The following is a 16,188-nucleotide window of genomic DNA, read 5'->3' on the forward strand; positions in this document are numbered from 1 at the left end:
GTGGGTGATGAACCCGTATTTTTCATAGATGGTGTGTGCATGCTCGGATGCGATGATGTCACACAATTTTTCTGTGTTTTGCGGATGAGAGAATGAATTGTCATCTTTGTTAGGGTGCGTTGAACGATTCAATCCTATTCAGGGAATCGAACCCTCAAGTGTTCAATTTTCTCGAACACCGGTTTGCATTACGTGCTATCGACCCTCAAGGGGAGCTTCCGCATTGGCCCAATAAGGCACCGGCCCGGCTCCTTTTTCTCCCCAGTCGTTGTTATCCGGAGCGATTCCGGTCAGTTCCTTCAATGCCTCGCGAATTTCGCGGGATCCCCTGTCATGGATCTGTTTTACCGTGGCATGTTCACTCACTACCTGTGACAGTGAAAATCGCCCGTTGCTGTTTTTTAAATTGACATAGAGCAGGTCGCGTATGGATGCCCAACTGTCACGACGGGTCTGGTTGGGAAGCGGGGTCAGACCGTCCAGTTGCCGCAACCATCTTTTCAAAAATCGTGAGTAAAGGTATTTTTGTACCAAGGCAAGCCAGAAGATAAGAATGATGGTGCTCAGCAGCCCCGCACCGGTGATCTGGAGCACCGGGTCCAGGCCGGCAAAGGGCGGCAGGCCCATGAGCCCCAGTCCGCCGGCAACCCCACCCACCACGGACACGGCCAATCCGGTGAAAAACGCCTTTACCCGGAACATGCGCGCTTTCTTGCGGTAGCTGATCATACCTTCCAGAAAATGGCATAGTCGTTCACCGTGCGTTTCCACAAAGGAAGCCAGGTTGTCCAGCCGGTGGCATGGCGCCTGGAGCACCGCTTTTTTCAATTCTTCCCGTTGGTTCTCCAGATAGTGAAGATAGGCGGCCTGGGGGTCTTCGGAGCGTCCTGTTTTTTCCGCGGCCGACGGGGAATAGGTCAGATGAATCATGGGGATGTCCTTGCGGCCGGTAATCTGGGACAGATTCCAGCACAAGGTGCCGTATACACGCAGCAGGTCGGTCATGGAGGCACATTCGTCGATGCGGTTGAGTACGTATAGCACCCGATCTTCGAATGTTTTGGCCGGAAGGGTGTCCCGCAGGCTGGTATGCGCCTCTCTTACGGTACCGGCTTTGTGGGGGTCGAACATCACCAGCACCAGGTCGGCAATCTGTGCCAGGTCGCCGATGACATCCTGATAGTTATATCCCCGGTCCCGTTCGGTAATGCTGTCGAGCATGCCGGGTGTGTCGATGATGGCCAGGTTCTTCAGAAACGGTGAATTGATTTTTTTAAGTTTGAAATGGGAGGCGAACCGCTGGCCGTGTTTCTTAAGCGTCTCAAAGGGATATTCAGGATCGTTGAGCAGAAACTTGCCGTCGCGTTGATCGGTGACCCGGACCGGTGCACCGTCCGGTTCACTCTCGTCGAAAGTCAGGACGGTGAAGGAGTCATCGGTTGGCGCCTGTCCGGTACCCTGGACGGCTGTTCCCAGAAATTCATTGATCAGGGTGGATTTTCCTGACGAATAGTTACCCAGCACCAGGACCTGGGGGCGCCATTTGATGTTGGTTTCTAAGGGCACTTCGCTGTAGCCATAGCGCATGGCCACCGGCGTCAGTTGCGCGGATACCATCTCCAGCAATTCGGTTCGCAGGGCGGTAATATAGTTGTCACGATACATGAACGTCTCCGGGCGGCAGACTGGCGCGTTTGGTTAAATAAGTGATTTGCATCAGAAACATTAGTAGGTATAAGAGGTTCCCGAAAACAAATCAAGCCTATAACGACACCGGCCGGCTGTCCTCCGGTTGGCTTCATGGGTGGGGGTTAATGGCCGCCGCAGCCGCAGCCGCAGTTACTGCAGCTGCCACCGGCTGCCATGGCTTTGACTACTTCCCGGTCAAGCGCCCTTTCCACGTCGACCACGGTGACCTGGAGCGACACGGAGGCCGTAATGCCGGATTGTTTGGACAAGGGAAGCTCAAGATGGCCAACGGTTTCACAAAAACCGCCGGGGGTCATGTCCAATCTGATCCGATCGCCGACACCCTTTCCAAACAGCGCTTTTTCAAACGGGGTGATGCCGGATGGCCCGACTCCGTAAATAAATACAAATGGCGCGGTGCCGGCATCTTCAGGTGATGGTTCAGCATTCCGGATGTTCAGGGTGACTTTCATCAGGTTTTCGATAGTGGGGTTCTTTTCGGTCATGGTTCCCTCATAAATTACAGCGAGTTTTCGGCCACCGCCCTGCTTTTACCGGCTGCTTTGGCCTTGTAAAGACATTGGTCGGCCCGGTCTACCAGGCTCTTAACCGTGTCGCCATTCCGGTAGGTACTTACACCGATACTCACGGTGATGGACACCACGTCCGCCTTGGGGGAGTCATCAGCGGCGTATTGGGCAGCGGCAATGGTCCGGCAGAGTTGCTTGGCCTTTTTGGTGGCATTTCGAAGGGATGCGCCGGGCAGGATTAGCATGAACTCTTCGCCTCCGTAACGGGCCAGAAAATCGTCACTCCTCACCGCTGCACGGCATTTTTCGGCAAAGGCCAGCAGCATCCGATCCCCCACGGTGTGTCCGTAGGTGTCGTTCAACTGCTTGAAATCATCGAGATCCATCATCAACAGGGAAAAGGGAGCCCGGGTGACCGTGTTCCTTTCCACCAGGCTGCGCAGATGATTGTCAAGGGATTTCCGGTTGTTGACGCCGGTCAGGCCGTCTGTATTGGCGGAATGCCGGGCCTTGTCCAGTTCTTTTTTCAGGACATCCACCTGGCTGGAGAGAGAATCGAGGGCTCTCTGGTCCAGGTTCTCCTTGTCCCGGACCATATTCCGCATCTTGTCGACCTCGCGAACCAGTTCACTTTTAATGCGTTTGATGTCGTCCAGCAGGGTGATCTGTTCGAACCGTTCTCCCTGCGAGCGGATGCTGCTGTAAAAATCGCGGTTTTCGTTGTCCAGCCCCCCCATGGCCGCCGTCATCAGATCGATGATTTCCCTGAATTCGGTTTCGCGTTCGCCGATGTAGGTTTTCTGTCGTTGGATGTGTTCTAAAATTTTTCCCTTTTGTCGGTCGAATTGCGTGGCAATGGTTTTAGTTTTTTCATCCGGCTGAAATTTTTCCTGAAGGGCCTCCAATTGTTTTTTAAAGTCCTCGGCATCGATTTCAGTGATGTCCAGCGTGTATTCGCGTACAAAGAGGAACAGAGCCCGAATGCTTTCTGAAAATACGTTCAGGCGCTCACGGGTCTCATCGATCGTTTTGGCCAGTGTCGCCGGATCGGTGTCGGTGGTGTTGGATTTGCCAAAAAGTTTCATTCTTCATCGTCCTTTTCGAAAATGGCGCCATGTGTCTTGGAATGGGGGTTGATCCATTCCCCATCTTTGAGATAGTTGACGCTGATCGGCTTGAGGGTTTTTCGCATGCCCATAAATCGTTCCTTCATGCCGATGAGCCAGGTTTTGTGGTTCCTGACATCCTGCCGGGTCAGAAACAGCTGGTGATCGGCCATTTCCATTTCAATAACGGCAGCACCGTTTTCCATGTGCAGGGTGCCGGCGTTGCTGCAGAGCATGCAGCGAACCCTGTGCGGTCCCATGAACCTGAACGTATCGCCCCCGCACAAGGAGCAGCAGGGGGCAGATTTGGAAACTTTGGGGCCGAACAGGCTGTGGGCTAACGTTTGGGCAACTTTTCGGTTGCCGTCATCGAGAAAGATTTCGCCGGGCAGGGCACCATACACCACCTGGGTCTGCCGGATGTCGGCCAGAATCAGTTTGAGGAAGCTTTCGATGCCCAGCAGCGTACTGCCTTCCATGCCGGGAATGCCGGCCACCGCTACGCCCACGGCCGGTTTGCCCCACATCCTGTCCATTTCTCCGTAAAACGAAAGCCCGCGGTCCAGGAATCGTTTCAGGGCGCTGTGTGCCCCTAAAAAATAAGCCGGGGCGGCAAGGATGAGGGCGTCTGCCGAACTGATGGCCGCCAGCACTGTCGAGCAATCATCGTCGATCACACAATCCCCGTCCTTGAACAGGCAATGGTAACACCCCCGACACGGATCGATCCGAAAATCGGTGAGCCGCAGCAGGTTCAGTTCACACGGCCCGGCAAGGTTCCGGAACACCTCTTTGACCATGATTTCACAATTGCCCAGCCGCCGCGCCGAACTGACGATGCCCAGAATTTTTTTCATCTAAAACTTTCCTGGAAAACGTACGATAGGAATATCCATGATTGCCGTTGGCCTTCAACCCGGCAATCTTATTTGGTTACACCCAATATCCCCCTTATCGCCGTTGGAATCTCCGCCGGCATCAGCACCACCTTGGCGTTTGGCGACATGGACAGACTTTTCAGAGATTCCACGTATTTTTCACCGATCAGGTACATGACGGGGATTTCATTGTCGCCGATGGCCTCGGTGACCTTCTGGATGGCCCGCTGGCTGGCTTCGGCAAGAACGACCTTGGCCTGCGAATCGCGTTTGGATGCCTCCAGACGGCCTTCGGCCTCTAAAATCGCCGCGGCCTTTTCTCCCTCCGCCCGGGTCACCGCCGCCCGCCGCTGACGTTCGGCCGCGGCCTGCTCTTCCATGGCGGACTGCATGGTCTGGGAGGGGTTGATGTCCTGGATCTCGACGGTCTTCATGGTGATGCCCCAGTCCGAAATGTCATCGGAAATGGCTGTTTTGAGCTTGGCCTTGATGTGGTCGCGGGAGGAGAGGGCATCGTCAAGATCCATTTCTCCCACGATCGACCGCAGAGAGGTTTGTACCAGGTTCTGGATGGCGAACTGGTAGTTCTCCACACCATATACCGCCTTTTCCGGGGAGATGATATTGATGTAGGCCACAGCGTTGGTGATGATCACGGCATTGTCCCGGGTGATGACCTCCTGGGAGGGGATGTCCATCACAATGTCTTTGGTGGTGACTTTATAGGCCACCGAGTCGATGTAGGGGATGATAATATTCAGGCCCGGGCCGAGGGTTTTTTGGTATTTGCCCAATCGCTGAACCACGTACTTGCTGCCTTGGGGAACGATCCGAACGCCCAGAACCAGGGTCACGATCACCAGCACGACAAAGACAACAACAACGATCAATCCTTCCATGTTTCCCTCCGAAAATATTAGGTAAAAGCAAGTTTAAAAACGGAATGATAAACCAATACGAGAGTAATTTTATGCTTTTTTGACCACCAGGGTGTTGCCGGAGATGTCCGCCACCGTTACCCGATCGCCTACGACTACTGCCAGATCACAGATAAACGACCATTCTTCCGATCCCAGCAGGGGCGTGGTGAATCGCACCATGCCGCGCCGTCCATCTTCAGGAGCCCGGATTACCTGTCCGGTTTCGCCGATGGCAGACTCGCGGGCAATTCCCGCGCGGGTCCGATCGGTCATTCTCGGTCGGATGAATTTGAACCAGAGATAGGTGAACACGCATGAGGCGATGGCCCAGATGAACAACTGCCAGGTGAAACTGACGCCGGAAAAGAGCAGCAACAGGCCGGCCACCACCAGACCTCCAAGGCCAAACCAGAAGATGGTGAAACTGGGAACGAAGATTTCGGCCATGATGAGGACCATGCCAAACACCAGCCAGTGCCAGTATTGAACGGTGATATCCATGTCGTTTCCTGAAAGGGGTTGATGGTTTGGAGATCATCCGACGCTGCAAACGCCGGGCTCGGCTTGTCAGCCTCATAAAAAGTATAAATTTTTTGTGTCGCGCTTCAACCGGATATCGGCAATTTCGACTTGAACAAAAGGAAAATTGCCCATTTCCGACCGGTTCTCGAAAAATAAAAGCTTAGCACATATCCAGGGCCGGTGGAAGTCGAAGCACTTCCGGTGTGGCTGAAAAACCGACCAGAAATCCAGTCCAAAAGTCCAGGTTGATCAATAGCCCTGACTCGTCTATATTACTTTGCCATTCCGCGGGCGTTAAGGCGAAGTTGCCGCGGAAAATCCATAAGCAGCGATTCAAATGGAGGAAACGTGGTCGTTGACCAGATCGGAGAAATCGCATACGGCATCCACATGTTGGGGCACCGGGCCATGCCGGTTTTTTTGGTCGACGGCGACCGACCAGCCCTGTTCGATGCCGGACTGGCCTTTCTCGGACCCGTGTATGCCCGGCAGGTTCGGGATGTGCTGGACAATCGCCAACCGGCGTGGTGCTTTCTCACCCACTCCCATTTTGACCATTGCGGTGCCGTCGCCTATCTCAAAACCCAGTTCCCGCAGATGAAGGTGGTCTGCTCGAAAAAGGCGGCCAATGTGTTTGGCCGGCCCAATGCGATTTCGCTGATCTCCGAGCTCAACCACTTTGCCGCCGGGATGGCGGCTGATCTGGGTGTCGACCCGGGCGACACCCACTTCGAACCGTTCGGGGTGGATGCGACGGCCGGGGAGGGGGACTGTTTTGAGATATCGCCCAAGCTTACCGTCCAGGCCATGGAAACCCCCGGTCACACCTGGGATTTTCTCTCCTATTTCATTCCCCAACGTAAGCTGCTGGTGGCTTCCGAAGCCTTGGGCACCCCGGATGAGACCGGCTACATCGTGACCGACTGCCTCGTGGATTACGATGTCCACTACCAGTCCATGCAGCGGCTGAACACCCTGGATGTGGAAACGCTATGCTTGGGTCACATCTACTCCTGCACCGGCAGCGATGCCCGGCAGCATATGGCAGAATCCCTGGCGCAAAGCCGTCGGTTTCGCCACATGGTCGAACGGTTTCTGGAATCCGAAAACGGGTATGTCCCTGCCGTGATGAAGCGGGTCAAAGCCGTCGAGTGGGATGGCAAACCCGGTCTACGACAGCCCGAGCCGGCTTATGTGCTCAATTTGGAGGCCCGCATTAAAACCGTTATGAAAAAATGGCAGGCTACGCAGAAATCGAAGGACTGTTAACAGGTTTTGTTCAGAGGTAATCCTCGCAGATTATTAAGTCTCAGCCTAACTTATTGAGAATTCGATGTTGGACGTTGGTAGTCCAAAGCCTTTCAAAAAAGAATCGAGGGTCTCATGACCGTTCCTGACCTGACCGTCGACATCGGCGGCCTGAAACTTCAGAACCCGGTAATGACCGCTTCGGGCACTTTCGGCTACGCCCGTGAGTTTGAGCACTATATTGACCTGAACCGCTTAGGTGGCATTATCGTCAAGGGCCTTTCCCTGAAACCGTCCAAGGGAAACCCGCCCCCGCGCATCGTCGAGACCGACTGTGGCATGCTCAATGCCATCGGGCTGGAAAACGTGGGCATTGACGCCTTCATCCAGGACAAACTGCCTTTTTTAAAGACCCTTTGCCCGCCCACCATTGCCAACATCTACGGTAAGACTGTTGAGGAATATGCCCTGCTGGCCGAACGTATGGAACCTCTCGATGCCGTCAAGGGGCTGGAGGTGAACATCTCCTGTCCCAATGTAAAAGAGGGCGGGGTAGCCTTCGGCTCGGATCCGACACTTGCCCGAGAGGTGGTCCGTGCTGTTCGTGAGAAGACCACCAAACATCTGATGGTCAAGCTTTCTCCCAACGTCACCGACATCGCCCTGATGGCCAGGGTGGCCGAAGATGCCGGGGCAGACGCTCTGTCGCTGATCAACACCATCACCGGCATGGCCGTCAACCTGTCCACCCGCCGGCCCAAATTAGCCAACGTCACCGGCGGCCTCTCCGGCCCTGCCATCAAGCCCGTCGCCCTGCGTATGGTCTGGCAGGTGGCCCAGGCGGTGAAAATCCCCATCGTCGGGGTGGGCGGCATCATGAACGCCACGGATGCCTTGGAATTCATGATGGTGGGCGCAACCGCCGTCCAGGTGGGAACGGCCAATTTTGTCAACCCGGGCAGCACCATGGCAATCATCGACGGGATGCAAAAATGGCTGGTGGAGGAAGGCCTCGATGATGTGAAACAGTTGATAGGGACGCTGAAATAATCATTTGCAATTTATCTGAATTACGATAAATTGCCAGCGATGTTAGCAACGTCAACAAAACCCTGATCCGGTTCGTTTCCAAACTTGCCATCTGATTGAATAGGCATCGGATGGGCTTTGACAATTAAAGGAGAAAAAAATGAGCAGAAGACTGTTTGCCTGTGTCATGGCCGTGGTGTTCGTATTCGTCGTTGCCGGTATCGGTTATGCCGGCGAAGTGGAAATCCTGGGTGTGAAGTTTCCCACTGAGAAGGTTGTCGAAGGCAAAACGCTCAAGTTGAACGGTGTCTCCTACCTCAAGAAACTGGGTTTCGTGAAAGTCTACGCGGTTGGGCTTTACCTGGAAAACCCCACCAAGGATCCCAATGAAGTCATCGAATCCGAACAGGTCAAGCAGATGGTTACCCATTACCTGACCAGCAAGGCCACTGCTAAAAAGATCAGCGAAGGGTTTATTGAACTAATTGAAGAAGGCAACCCCAAGGAATTGGTGGATGCCAACCGGGCAGATATTGAGAAATATGCTTCCTGGATGGACAAGGACATGGCCCCCGGTTTGACTGCAATTTCTACCTATGTCCCCGGTAAAGGCGTTATCTACGAATACCAGGGCCAGATCAAAGGCACTATCCCGGGGAACACCTTCGCCCAGATGTACTATCGCTATAATGTGGGGGAGAAGGCCGATAAGAAGATTCGGGAGGGTTTGTTGGGGTTGTAGGGAGAGGTGGGTAGGCTGAAAGGCTGTAGGGTTTGTGGAAAAATAATCAGCAGGTTTTTCGACCATTTGCCTAACCGTTCCATCCTGTCCCTTTTTTTGTGCCAGACATGGCGTAAATCTTGAGGGTACAAGTCCCTTACAGAACGTCGTGGTCGGAACTGTTAGCTGAGGGCAAGGGCGTTGTCGCGAGACAAAGTGTCGATTACCCGTTTTCTGGAAAACAAGCTGGGTTTACGTGTGAATCAGACAAAGAGTGCGGTTGCGCATGTTCAGGATCGCAATTTTTTTGGTTACCGGCTGTTGCGTGAAGGCCGTCTGGGGATAGCCCAGTCCAGCCTGAAGCGAGTGAAAGGCCGAATCCCGCAAATTACGCGCCGGAGAACCGGGGTGTGAGTATGGAGACGGTTATCGATGAACCGAACGGGTAAACGAAAGCGGCCTTGACTATCTTCACACGCTTGGCATCGATGGCGACGGCTGGGACAGCGACGATAAAAAGACGCCATTCAACACCGACGTCGAATCCCCATGGGCCGACTTCAAGCCCACATTGAACCAGACTACCATTTTTATTTAAGGTTTTTCATGTGGAAACCTTACGCCGAATTTGCCGATGAACTGGGTGTGTCAGTGCCGGCGGCAATCTCCCATTATCACCATGCAAAGGATCCGATGACCGAGGCGCTCAAGTTTGCGGATAATCGGGTGGCAGACCTTGGTCAAGTGAAAACAGGCAATGGCGTGCAGCGAGAAAGCCTCCGGGAGTTTTCCAAAATATATGAAATGATTTTTTATGGCCAAAGTGTTCAACCTGTTAATATTGGTTGGAAACATGGCTGTTGATACCGAATCAACGCTCCATCCTGACACATGGCAGAAGCCTATTTCTGGGCGAAAATCCAATAAATCCGACACCAAAGCTCGACACCAAATAAAAAGGCCGACTTTTCAGTCGGCCTAAGTACTTGATTTTATGGCGCGCCCGGTTGGGATCGAACCAACGACTCCCAGCTCCGGAGGCTGGTGCTCTATCCACTGAGCTACGGGCGCGAATATGTCGGGGAAAATAGAGTATCAGCCTGAACAAGTCAAGGCCGTTTTAAATCTGAAACAGCGCTCCCCCTGATTTCTCTAAGGCCGCCTTGGCTTCACCGACCACGTACAGGGAGCCGGCGACGCAGACCGCATCCTCGGGCCTGGAGGTGGCGATGGCATGGCGAACGGCGTCTCCCACATCGGCAATGATCTGGATGTCGTCGATCAATGGCCTGGCCGCCGCTTCAAGGGTTTCCGGGGGCAGTGAACGGTCGATCTTGGCACGGGTGATGATCAGGCGGGAGCAGGGGGCCACCAGATCTTTAAGGATCGATTCGTAGGGCTTGTCCTCTAAAATGCCGGCCACCATGGTAATCCGTCGGCCGGCAAGGGCGTCCTGTAAATAACGCCCCAGACGCCTGGCGGCCATGAGGTTGTGGGCGCCGTCCAGAATCACGTAGGGTTTCTGGGAAACCACTTCCAGGCGGCCCGGCCAGCGGTTCTGGGCCAGGCCGGATTGGATATGGTCCTTGGACAGCCGGGCATGGCCGCGCATGATGAGTTCGCAGGCAGCCAGGGTCAGCGATGCGTTGTCCAACTGATGGTTGCCCATCAGGCCGGTGCGCATGCCTGCCCAGCGGTGATCCATGCCAAAATAGGAAAACCGGTCGTCGGCGGTGCGCCGTACATGGAAATCCCTGCCCTTCATAAAAAGGGGGGCCGATTGGCCGGCGGCGGTTTTTTCGATGACGGCCCTGGCGCTTTTCTGGGTCACGCCGGTGACCACCGGTATGCCGGGTTTGATGATGCCGGCTTTTTCTCCGGAAATCGCCGCGATGGTGTTGCCGAGGTAGTTTTTGTGTTCCAGCGAGATGTTGGTGATGATGCTTACTGTCGGTGTGATGACATTGGTGGCATCCATCCGCCCGCCCATACCGGTTTCGATAACGGCGTAGTCAACATGGCGCCGGGCGAATTCATAAAAGGCCATGGCCGTCGAAAACTCGAAGAAGGTGGGTTCCCGGTCGCCATGGTGGACGGCTTTGACCGCTTCCCAGGAGGCCACCACCGCATCGTCGGAAATGGGCGTGCCGTCGATGCAGATCCTCTCGTTGAACCGGACCAGGTGCGGTGAGGTGTAAAGCCCCACGCGATATCCGGCTATCTGCAGGATCGTTGCCAGGGCGGAAGCGATCGATCCTTTGCCGTTGGTGCCGGCGATGTGGATGGCGGAAAAGGTTTGCTGGGGATTGCCGAGGCCGTCAAGGATGTTGGTGATGGTCGACAGGCCCAGGATAATGCCGAACCGTCTCATGCGGAACATGGCATCGAGGCATTCGGTGTAGGCGGTGGCTGGCATGACGGCGACTCCTTACCAAACAAAAACCCGGCGGGAAGGCGCTCCCTGCCGGGTCATGTCGTCAAACGGGTGTCGCTAACGGTATCTCCTGCTTCTTGCAACAGCGATGCGCTGTCTGCGCAGGGCCTCACGTTCTTTGCGACGACGGAACTCGCTCGGCTTCTCGTAGCTTTTTTTAAGCTTCAAGCGTTTGAACAGACCATCGTTCTGAATTTTCTTCTTCAGAATCCGCATGGCCTTTTCGAGATCGTTGTCGAAGACTTTGACTTCAATTGCTTTCAAACTGGCTCAACCCCCTTTTTTTCCCATCGCGTAAACAAGTCGATTTTTCACCCTCAACCGTGATGGTTATTTCTAAATTTTATAAAACGTTCTCAATATCAGATAAAAAAAATATTTTCAACAAAAAGATTCTTTTCAGGACGCGGAAAAACCGTGTGATACCCATTCCCCCGATTAGGGGATCGACAGCTGGAATATCGGGACGGAAACTGGAAAACGGCGAGGTCTTCACCGTTTTCCAGTGGATACGCTTAATCCAGTTTGGAGACCAGTTCGGCGGTCACCTTTTGTACGCTGGGGGCGCCGTCCAGGGTGATGTACTTCATGGATCCGCCTTTTGCAGCTAGATCTCTGAAATAATAGGCTGATGCCAAGGTTCCGACAGTGGTGTCATAATAAATGTTATGGCGTTTGTTGATGGCCGCTTCGTCCTGATCATCATCTCTGGTTTTCAGGCCGCCGCCGCACACCCGGCACTTGTCGCCGTCGGGTTTAATGGCATCGATGTAGATGTTGTTGGGGTGGTTGTTGTCATTCACACACAGGCGACGGCCCATGATGCGGTTTTTGGCGACTTCGCGGTCCAGCAGGATCTCGACGACAATGTCCAGGGCCATGCCGGCTTTTTTAAGGGCTTCATCCAGTTTGATGGCCTGGTTTTTGTTGCGGGGAAATCCATCCAGGAGCCAGCCTTTTTTACAGTCGGCCTGCTGCAGCCGGTCGAGGATCATGGGGATGGTGATCTCATCCGGGACCAAGTCGCCTTTGTCGATGAAGGCTTTTGCCTTGGCACCCAGTTCGGTTCCTTTGCCGATGTTTTCACGAAAGATCGCTCCGGACTCGATGTGAGGGGTGTTGTACTTGTCTTTCAGGATTGCGCCTTGCGTCCCTTTGCCGCTGCCGTTGGGGCCAAAAAACAAGATGTTCATTCACCTACTCCTTTCTGTTTCCCGTTCACTTTCACAGGATCATTGAAAATACCAATCGCACCACGATACCGGGTATCCATGCATTCAGGCCAGAAAATAAAGATCTCCGTGCAATCGTCGGGTGCCGTTCTTTTCGTTAGGTGCGGTTTCGGGCCGCATCCGTCAGCGTCCATCCATAATCGGTTATTTTGCCCGATATCTGCGTAATGCTCAAAATTTTATCTTCGGAATATCAACCATATACCTGCGGAAAAATTTTTCGGATGCCTTGATCTCGACCAAAATTCCTCGTTTCTGGACAGACACTATTATTGATGATTGTTTTCAGGCGGGCTGGCACCGAAGTGAGGTTCTTCCAGCTATCCGCGTTAGTACAGAAATGAAGGAGGCTTGTCAAGCATCGGCATGGGGAAGATGTTGGTTTCTGGCTTCCGGTCTACTCGTAAGAAGATTCAATACCGATGATTAAAAAGCTGAACGTCTACCATCGAACATCCAACGCCGAATCAAAACCCGTTGCCATGGGGGCAATTCAGCATGGAAAAACCCATGGTCCTGACCGGTTTATTGGTCTCCGGCTTCCGATAAGAGACAGGCCTTGACCCATTCCAAGGCCTGATCCCGGGTTTCCAGTTCTCCGGACAGCCGGCGCTCATTCACCCGGTTCAACAGGGTTTTGAATCGGGGAGAGGGGGAAAGACCGAAGACCGCAATGAGGTCATTCCCGCTGATCAGCGGCGGCATGGCCGCCTGTCTGCTTTTGTAGGCGATGTAGGCGTCGAGCAGGCCGTCGCAAAAAGAGATGAAACCATTGTCCCGGTCCTGCATGCTTTCGCCTTTGGCCATGATATCCGCCATGGCATGCACGATGATCGGCAGGGTCAAGTCGCTGCACCGGTTAAAAAAACGGACCCTGCCGTTGCGGCCGAGGCTGCCATTTTCCGATGCCAGGTACAAAAAAAGCGGCCGGATATGGTGGCGGATAATGGCATCGGAAACATGGCGCTGCCGGTTGGACAGCCTCAACCGGCGACTGATTTTTATGGCGATGTCGGCACTTTTTGCAGCGTGCCCGGGAAAACGGACTTGCCCGTCCCGGTCGAGCTGCCGGGTGGCCGGCTTGCCCACATCGTGAAGCAGGGCGGCATATTTCAGCATGGCCGCGTGGCCGGGCAGATGCACGTGTTCAGCGATGCTTGCCAGACGTGGAAACCGGTCCCCAAAGCCGGTAAGCAGTGCTTCCAGTGCATCATAAACCCGGAGGCTGTGCTCAAACACATCGAACGGGTGGTGGCGGTTCTGGGTGCAACCGATGGCCGACTGAAGTTCCGGGAAAATCGCCGTGAGCAGCCCGCCGACCGCCATGCGCATGATGACGGGTGAGGAATCGGCCGTGCTGAATATCTTGACCAGTTCCGCCCAGACCCGTTCTCCGGCAATGCTGCCGACAAGGTGGCGATGCCTGCCGATGGCCGCTTCGGTTTCGCCGGCAATGGAATAATGCATCACCGCCGCCATGCGGTATGCCCGAACCAGTCTGGCCGGGTCCTTCTCAAAGGCCGCCGGTGAAACCATTCGGATCCTTTTCTGCTGAATATCCGCCTGCCCGCCGGTGCAGTCCACCAGGCGCCGTGCTTTGACGTCGTAGGCCATGGCGTTGATAGTGAAATCCCGCTGCTGCAGGTCGGCTTCGATGGATGGATGGTCAAGGGGCGTGATGTCGATGGTCGTCTCCGGCGAAGCGACCCTTAACACGTCAAAACCCTTTTTCCCCAGATCGATGATACTGCCCCCGGTTTTTTCCGCGATCTGTCCGGCGGCATGGACGATATCCCCGGCCACCACCAGGTCGATGTCTGCCGGGCAGTGACCCGTCAGCAGATCGCGCACGGTTCCTCCAACCAGGAAAATGCCTTCCGGATTATCGGGCAGAAAATTGAGGTTGATTCCAGTTAACTCATCCATTTATCACACAATAATGTTTTCGGCAGGTGCGGTTGCGGCCAGGCGGCCTGACGGTCAGGGCAACACGCGCGCCAGCAGGTTCAAATTCCCTTGACACCAGCGGATTCATAGTATAAAAATTTTACTTATTCTCACAGGCAGACCCGTCTGGTGGGGTAAATTCGAATAACTTCTATCACAAAAACACGCATATTCCTCCAAAAAAACCAACAGTCCAACCCCATTCACCCGAAAGGCACCGTTGTAAAGTGAAATCCGAAATGCTGGCTTAGGGTATTAAACCTATCGCCATTAATGGTAACCGGAAACCGGGGTCGCTGTTGTTTTCCATATTCAAGTGAATTGCTTTTGCCGGGCAGCATTTGCAGGTTATGTGCGCTAATCAATCCTAAAGTGGGGTGTGTTGATGAACATCGTAGAACTGAAAAACAAGAAGATCAATGAACTGACCAAATTGGCCAAGCAGCTTAATATCGACGGTGCCGCCGGTATGCGCAAGCAGGAGCTGATCTTTTCTCTGCTCCAGGCCCAGATTGAAAAAGACGGACTTATTTTCGGAGAGGGAACGCTGGAAATCCTGCCCGACGGTTTCGGCTTTCTGCGCGCACCGAACTACAATTATCTGCCCGGCCCCGACGATATCTATGTTTCCCCATCGCAGATCAGGCGGTTCAACTTGAGGACCGGCGACACCGTCTCCGGCCAGATCCGCCAGCCCAAGGAATCGGAACGCTATTTTGCCCTGCTGAAGGTAGAGGCCGTCAACTATGAAGATCCGGAAGTGGCCCGGGAAAAGATCCTTTTCGACAACCTGACGCCCCTCTATCCGGAAGACAAGGTCAACCTGGAAAACGAGCCGGAGAATTATTCCGCCCGGATCATGGACCTGTTGACGCCCATCGGCTTCGGCCAGCGCGGTTTGATCGTATCGCCGCCCCGTTCCGGAAAAACCATGCTGCTCCAGTGCATCGCCAATTGCATTGTAAAGAACCACAAGGACATCGTGCTCTTTGTCCTGCTCATCGACGAGCGTCCGGAAGAGGTCACGGACATGCAGCGGTCGGTGAAAGGGGAGGTCATCAGCTCTACCTTTGACGAACCGGCCGAGCGCCATGTCCAGGTGGCCGAGATGGTCATCGAAAAGGCCAAGCGGCTGGTGGAGCACAAAAAGAACGTCGTGATCCTGCTGGACAGCATTACCCGTCTGGCCCGTGCCTACAACTCGGTCATGCCCCCCAGCGGCAAGATTCTTTCCGGTGGTGTGGACTCCAACGCCCTGCAGCGGCCCAAACGGTTTTTCGGGGCCGCCCGCAATATCGAGGAAGGAGGCAGCCTGACCATCATCGCCACCGCCCTGGTGGATACTGGTTCACGTATGGATGAAGTGATTTTCGAGGAGTTCAAGGGCACCGGCAACATGGAAATTCAGCTGGATCGCCGCCTGGCCGACAAGCGCATCTTCCCGGCGATCGACATCAAAAAGTCCGGTACCCGCAAGGAAGAATTGCTCCTCGACGAAAAAACCCTGAACCGGGTCTGGATTCTCAGAAAACTGTTTGCCTCCTTAAATCCGTCGGACAGCCTCGAATTTTTACTTGAAAAAATGAACGGAACAAAGGATAATGCAGATTTCTTAGATTCAATGAACGCTTAAAATACTTACAGGGGGTTGAAATTACAATGAAAGCCAACATCCATCCGGATTATTCCGAAACAACCATCCAGTGTGCCTGCGGCAACACGATCGAGGTGGGTTCGACCAGACAAGACATACGCGTGGAAATATGCTCCAAATGCCACCCGTTTTTTACCGGCAAGCAAAAATTGATTGATACCGCCGGCCGTATCGAACGGTTCAGAAAAAAGTACGAAAAATTTCAGAATCAGTAGCGGTTTTACCCTGTCTTCCTTCAGGCTGCGTCCGGTGCCCGGTTTTAAAGCCGGCACCGGGAC

The 16,188-nt window shown here is 54.1% G+C and carries 16 protein-coding genes and 1 tRNA gene; 6 read left to right on the plus strand and 11 right to left on the minus strand.

What is annotated here, in order from left to right; genetic code table 11:
- Positions 1 to 195: 195 nt before the first annotated feature.
- The 6 genes from ACHZBS_RS21950 to ACHZBS_RS21975 all read right to left on the minus strand — a co-directional run bounded on the left by ACHZBS_RS21950 (position 196) and on the right by ACHZBS_RS21975 (position 5,624).
- On the minus strand, positions 196 to 1,665 hold the full coding sequence (locus tag ACHZBS_RS21950; RefSeq protein WP_319408639.1) for a dynamin family protein: 1,470 nt from the start codon (positions 1,663 to 1,665) through the stop codon (positions 196 to 198).
- 146 nt (positions 1,666 to 1,811) lie between these two features.
- Positions 1,812 to 2,195, minus strand: a complete 384-nt coding sequence (locus ACHZBS_RS21955; RefSeq protein WP_319408640.1) for a hypothetical protein — start codon at positions 2,193 to 2,195, stop codon at positions 1,812 to 1,814.
- Between the two features lie 14 nt (positions 2,196 to 2,209).
- A complete protein-coding gene (locus tag ACHZBS_RS21960) occupies positions 2,210 to 3,304 on the minus strand; it encodes a GGDEF domain-containing protein (RefSeq protein ID WP_319408641.1) in 1,095 nt (364 codons plus the stop codon).
- Complete coding sequence (locus tag ACHZBS_RS21965) at positions 3,301 to 4,182, minus strand: flavodoxin family protein (protein ID WP_319408642.1); 882 nt, start codon at positions 4,180 to 4,182, stop codon at positions 3,301 to 3,303. Before ACHZBS_RS21965 ends, ACHZBS_RS21960 begins: the two co-directional genes overlap by 4 nt.
- Positions 4,183 to 4,250: 68 nt before the next feature.
- Entirely contained in the window at positions 4,251 to 5,102 is an 852-nt protein-coding gene (locus ACHZBS_RS21970; protein ID WP_319408643.1) for a stomatin-like protein, read from the minus strand.
- A gap of 69 nt (positions 5,103 to 5,171) precedes the next feature.
- Complete coding sequence (locus tag ACHZBS_RS21975) at positions 5,172 to 5,624, minus strand: NfeD family protein (protein ID WP_319408644.1); 453 nt, start codon at positions 5,622 to 5,624, stop codon at positions 5,172 to 5,174.
- A 369-nt stretch (positions 5,625 to 5,993) separates the two neighbouring features.
- Here ACHZBS_RS21975 and ACHZBS_RS21980 point away from each other — a divergent pair, with 369 nt between their 5' ends.
- The 4 genes from ACHZBS_RS21980 to ACHZBS_RS21995 all read left to right on the plus strand — a co-directional run bounded on the left by ACHZBS_RS21980 (position 5,994) and on the right by ACHZBS_RS21995 (position 9,507).
- On the plus strand, positions 5,994 to 6,914 hold the full coding sequence (locus ACHZBS_RS21980; RefSeq protein WP_319408645.1) for an MBL fold metallo-hydrolase: 921 nt from the start codon (positions 5,994 to 5,996) through the stop codon (positions 6,912 to 6,914).
- A 114-nt stretch (positions 6,915 to 7,028) separates the two neighbouring features.
- Positions 7,029 to 7,943: a dihydroorotate dehydrogenase gene (locus tag ACHZBS_RS21985; protein WP_319408646.1), complete on the plus strand. Its 915-nt coding sequence runs from the start codon at positions 7,029 to 7,031 to the stop codon at positions 7,941 to 7,943.
- Positions 7,944 to 8,082: 139 nt separating this feature from the next.
- Positions 8,083 to 8,664, plus strand: a complete 582-nt coding sequence (locus ACHZBS_RS21990; RefSeq protein WP_319408647.1) for a chalcone isomerase family protein — start codon at positions 8,083 to 8,085, stop codon at positions 8,662 to 8,664.
- A 528-nt stretch (positions 8,665 to 9,192) separates the two neighbouring features.
- Positions 9,193 to 9,507 (plus strand): hypothetical protein, encoded by a 315-nt coding sequence (locus ACHZBS_RS21995; RefSeq protein ID WP_319408648.1) that lies wholly within the window; start codon positions 9,193 to 9,195, stop codon positions 9,505 to 9,507.
- Between the two features lie 131 nt (positions 9,508 to 9,638).
- On the opposite strand, the gene ACHZBS_RS22000 is transcribed toward ACHZBS_RS21995, so the two are convergent.
- The 5 genes from ACHZBS_RS22000 to ACHZBS_RS22020 form a co-directional block, all read right to left on the minus strand.
- A tRNA-Arg gene (locus ACHZBS_RS22000) sits at positions 9,639 to 9,714 on the minus strand.
- Positions 9,715 to 9,763: 49 nt separating this feature from the next.
- Positions 9,764 to 11,059: a folylpolyglutamate synthase/dihydrofolate synthase family protein gene (locus ACHZBS_RS22005; protein WP_319408649.1), complete on the minus strand. Its 1,296-nt coding sequence runs from the start codon at positions 11,057 to 11,059 to the stop codon at positions 9,764 to 9,766.
- Between the two features lie 75 nt (positions 11,060 to 11,134).
- The gene (rpsU, locus tag ACHZBS_RS22010) at positions 11,135 to 11,341 is read right to left on the minus strand and encodes a 30S ribosomal protein S21 (protein ID WP_319256007.1); all 207 of its coding nucleotides are present in this window, start codon (positions 11,339 to 11,341) and stop codon (positions 11,135 to 11,137) included.
- A gap of 251 nt (positions 11,342 to 11,592) precedes the next feature.
- A complete protein-coding gene (locus ACHZBS_RS22015; protein WP_319408650.1) occupies positions 11,593 to 12,270 on the minus strand; it encodes an adenylate kinase in 678 nt (225 codons plus the stop codon).
- A gap of 564 nt (positions 12,271 to 12,834) precedes the next feature.
- A complete protein-coding gene (locus tag ACHZBS_RS22020; protein WP_319408651.1) occupies positions 12,835 to 14,235 on the minus strand; it encodes an HD domain-containing protein in 1,401 nt (466 codons plus the stop codon).
- A 406-nt stretch (positions 14,236 to 14,641) separates the two neighbouring features.
- Here ACHZBS_RS22020 and rho point away from each other — a divergent pair, with 406 nt between their 5' ends.
- Both rho and rpmE read left to right on the plus strand, forming a co-directional pair.
- Positions 14,642 to 15,889, plus strand: coding sequence for a transcription termination factor Rho (rho, locus tag ACHZBS_RS22025; protein WP_319408652.1), 1,248 nt, complete (start codon positions 14,642 to 14,644; stop codon positions 15,887 to 15,889).
- Between the two features lie 26 nt (positions 15,890 to 15,915).
- The gene (rpmE, locus tag ACHZBS_RS22030; protein ID WP_319408653.1) at positions 15,916 to 16,125 is read left to right on the plus strand and encodes a 50S ribosomal protein L31; all 210 of its coding nucleotides are present in this window, start codon (positions 15,916 to 15,918) and stop codon (positions 16,123 to 16,125) included.
- Positions 16,126 to 16,188: the final 63 nt, after the last annotated feature.

The organism is uncultured Desulfosarcina sp. (assembly GCF_963664155.2).
GTDB lineage: Bacteria > Desulfobacterota > Desulfobacteria > Desulfobacterales > Desulfosarcinaceae > Desulfosarcina.

What these genes read in the sequence shown, in the direction of transcription:
- ACHZBS_RS21975 (WP_319408644.1), bottom strand. Translation starts at nt 5,624, where the DNA reads ATGGATATCACCGTTCAATACTGGCACTGGCTGGTGTTTGGCATGGTC.
- ACHZBS_RS22005 (WP_319408649.1), bottom strand. Translation starts at nt 11,059, where the DNA reads ATGCCAGCCACCGCCTACACCGAATGCCTCGATGCCATGTTCCGCATG.
- rpmE (WP_319408653.1), top strand. Translation starts at nt 15,916, where the DNA reads ATGAAAGCCAACATCCATCCGGATTATTCCGAAACAACCATCCAGTGT.
- ACHZBS_RS21955 (WP_319408640.1), bottom strand. Translation starts at nt 2,195, where the DNA reads ATGACCGAAAAGAACCCCACTATCGAAAACCTGATGAAAGTCACCCTG.
- ACHZBS_RS22020 (WP_319408651.1), bottom strand. Translation starts at nt 14,235, where the DNA reads ATGGATGAGTTAACTGGAATCAACCTCAATTTTCTGCCCGATAATCCG.
- ACHZBS_RS21990 (WP_319408647.1), top strand. Translation starts at nt 8,083, where the DNA reads ATGAGCAGAAGACTGTTTGCCTGTGTCATGGCCGTGGTGTTCGTATTC.
- ACHZBS_RS21965 (WP_319408642.1), bottom strand. Translation starts at nt 4,182, where the DNA reads ATGAAAAAAATTCTGGGCATCGTCAGTTCGGCGCGGCGGCTGGGCAAT.
- ACHZBS_RS21985 (WP_319408646.1), top strand. Translation starts at nt 7,029, where the DNA reads ATGACCGTTCCTGACCTGACCGTCGACATCGGCGGCCTGAAACTTCAG.
- ACHZBS_RS21960 (WP_319408641.1), bottom strand. Translation starts at nt 3,304, where the DNA reads ATGAAACTTTTTGGCAAATCCAACACCACCGACACCGATCCGGCGACA.
- ACHZBS_RS22015 (WP_319408650.1), bottom strand. Translation starts at nt 12,270, where the DNA reads ATGAACATCTTGTTTTTTGGCCCCAACGGCAGCGGCAAAGGGACGCAA.
- ACHZBS_RS21995 (WP_319408648.1), top strand. Translation starts at nt 9,193, where the DNA reads ATGGGCCGACTTCAAGCCCACATTGAACCAGACTACCATTTTTATTTA.
- ACHZBS_RS21950 (WP_319408639.1), bottom strand. Translation starts at nt 1,665, where the DNA reads ATGTATCGTGACAACTATATTACCGCCCTGCGAACCGAATTGCTGGAG.
- rho (WP_319408652.1), top strand. Translation starts at nt 14,642, where the DNA reads ATGAACATCGTAGAACTGAAAAACAAGAAGATCAATGAACTGACCAAA.
- ACHZBS_RS21970 (WP_319408643.1), bottom strand. Translation starts at nt 5,102, where the DNA reads ATGGAAGGATTGATCGTTGTTGTTGTCTTTGTCGTGCTGGTGATCGTG.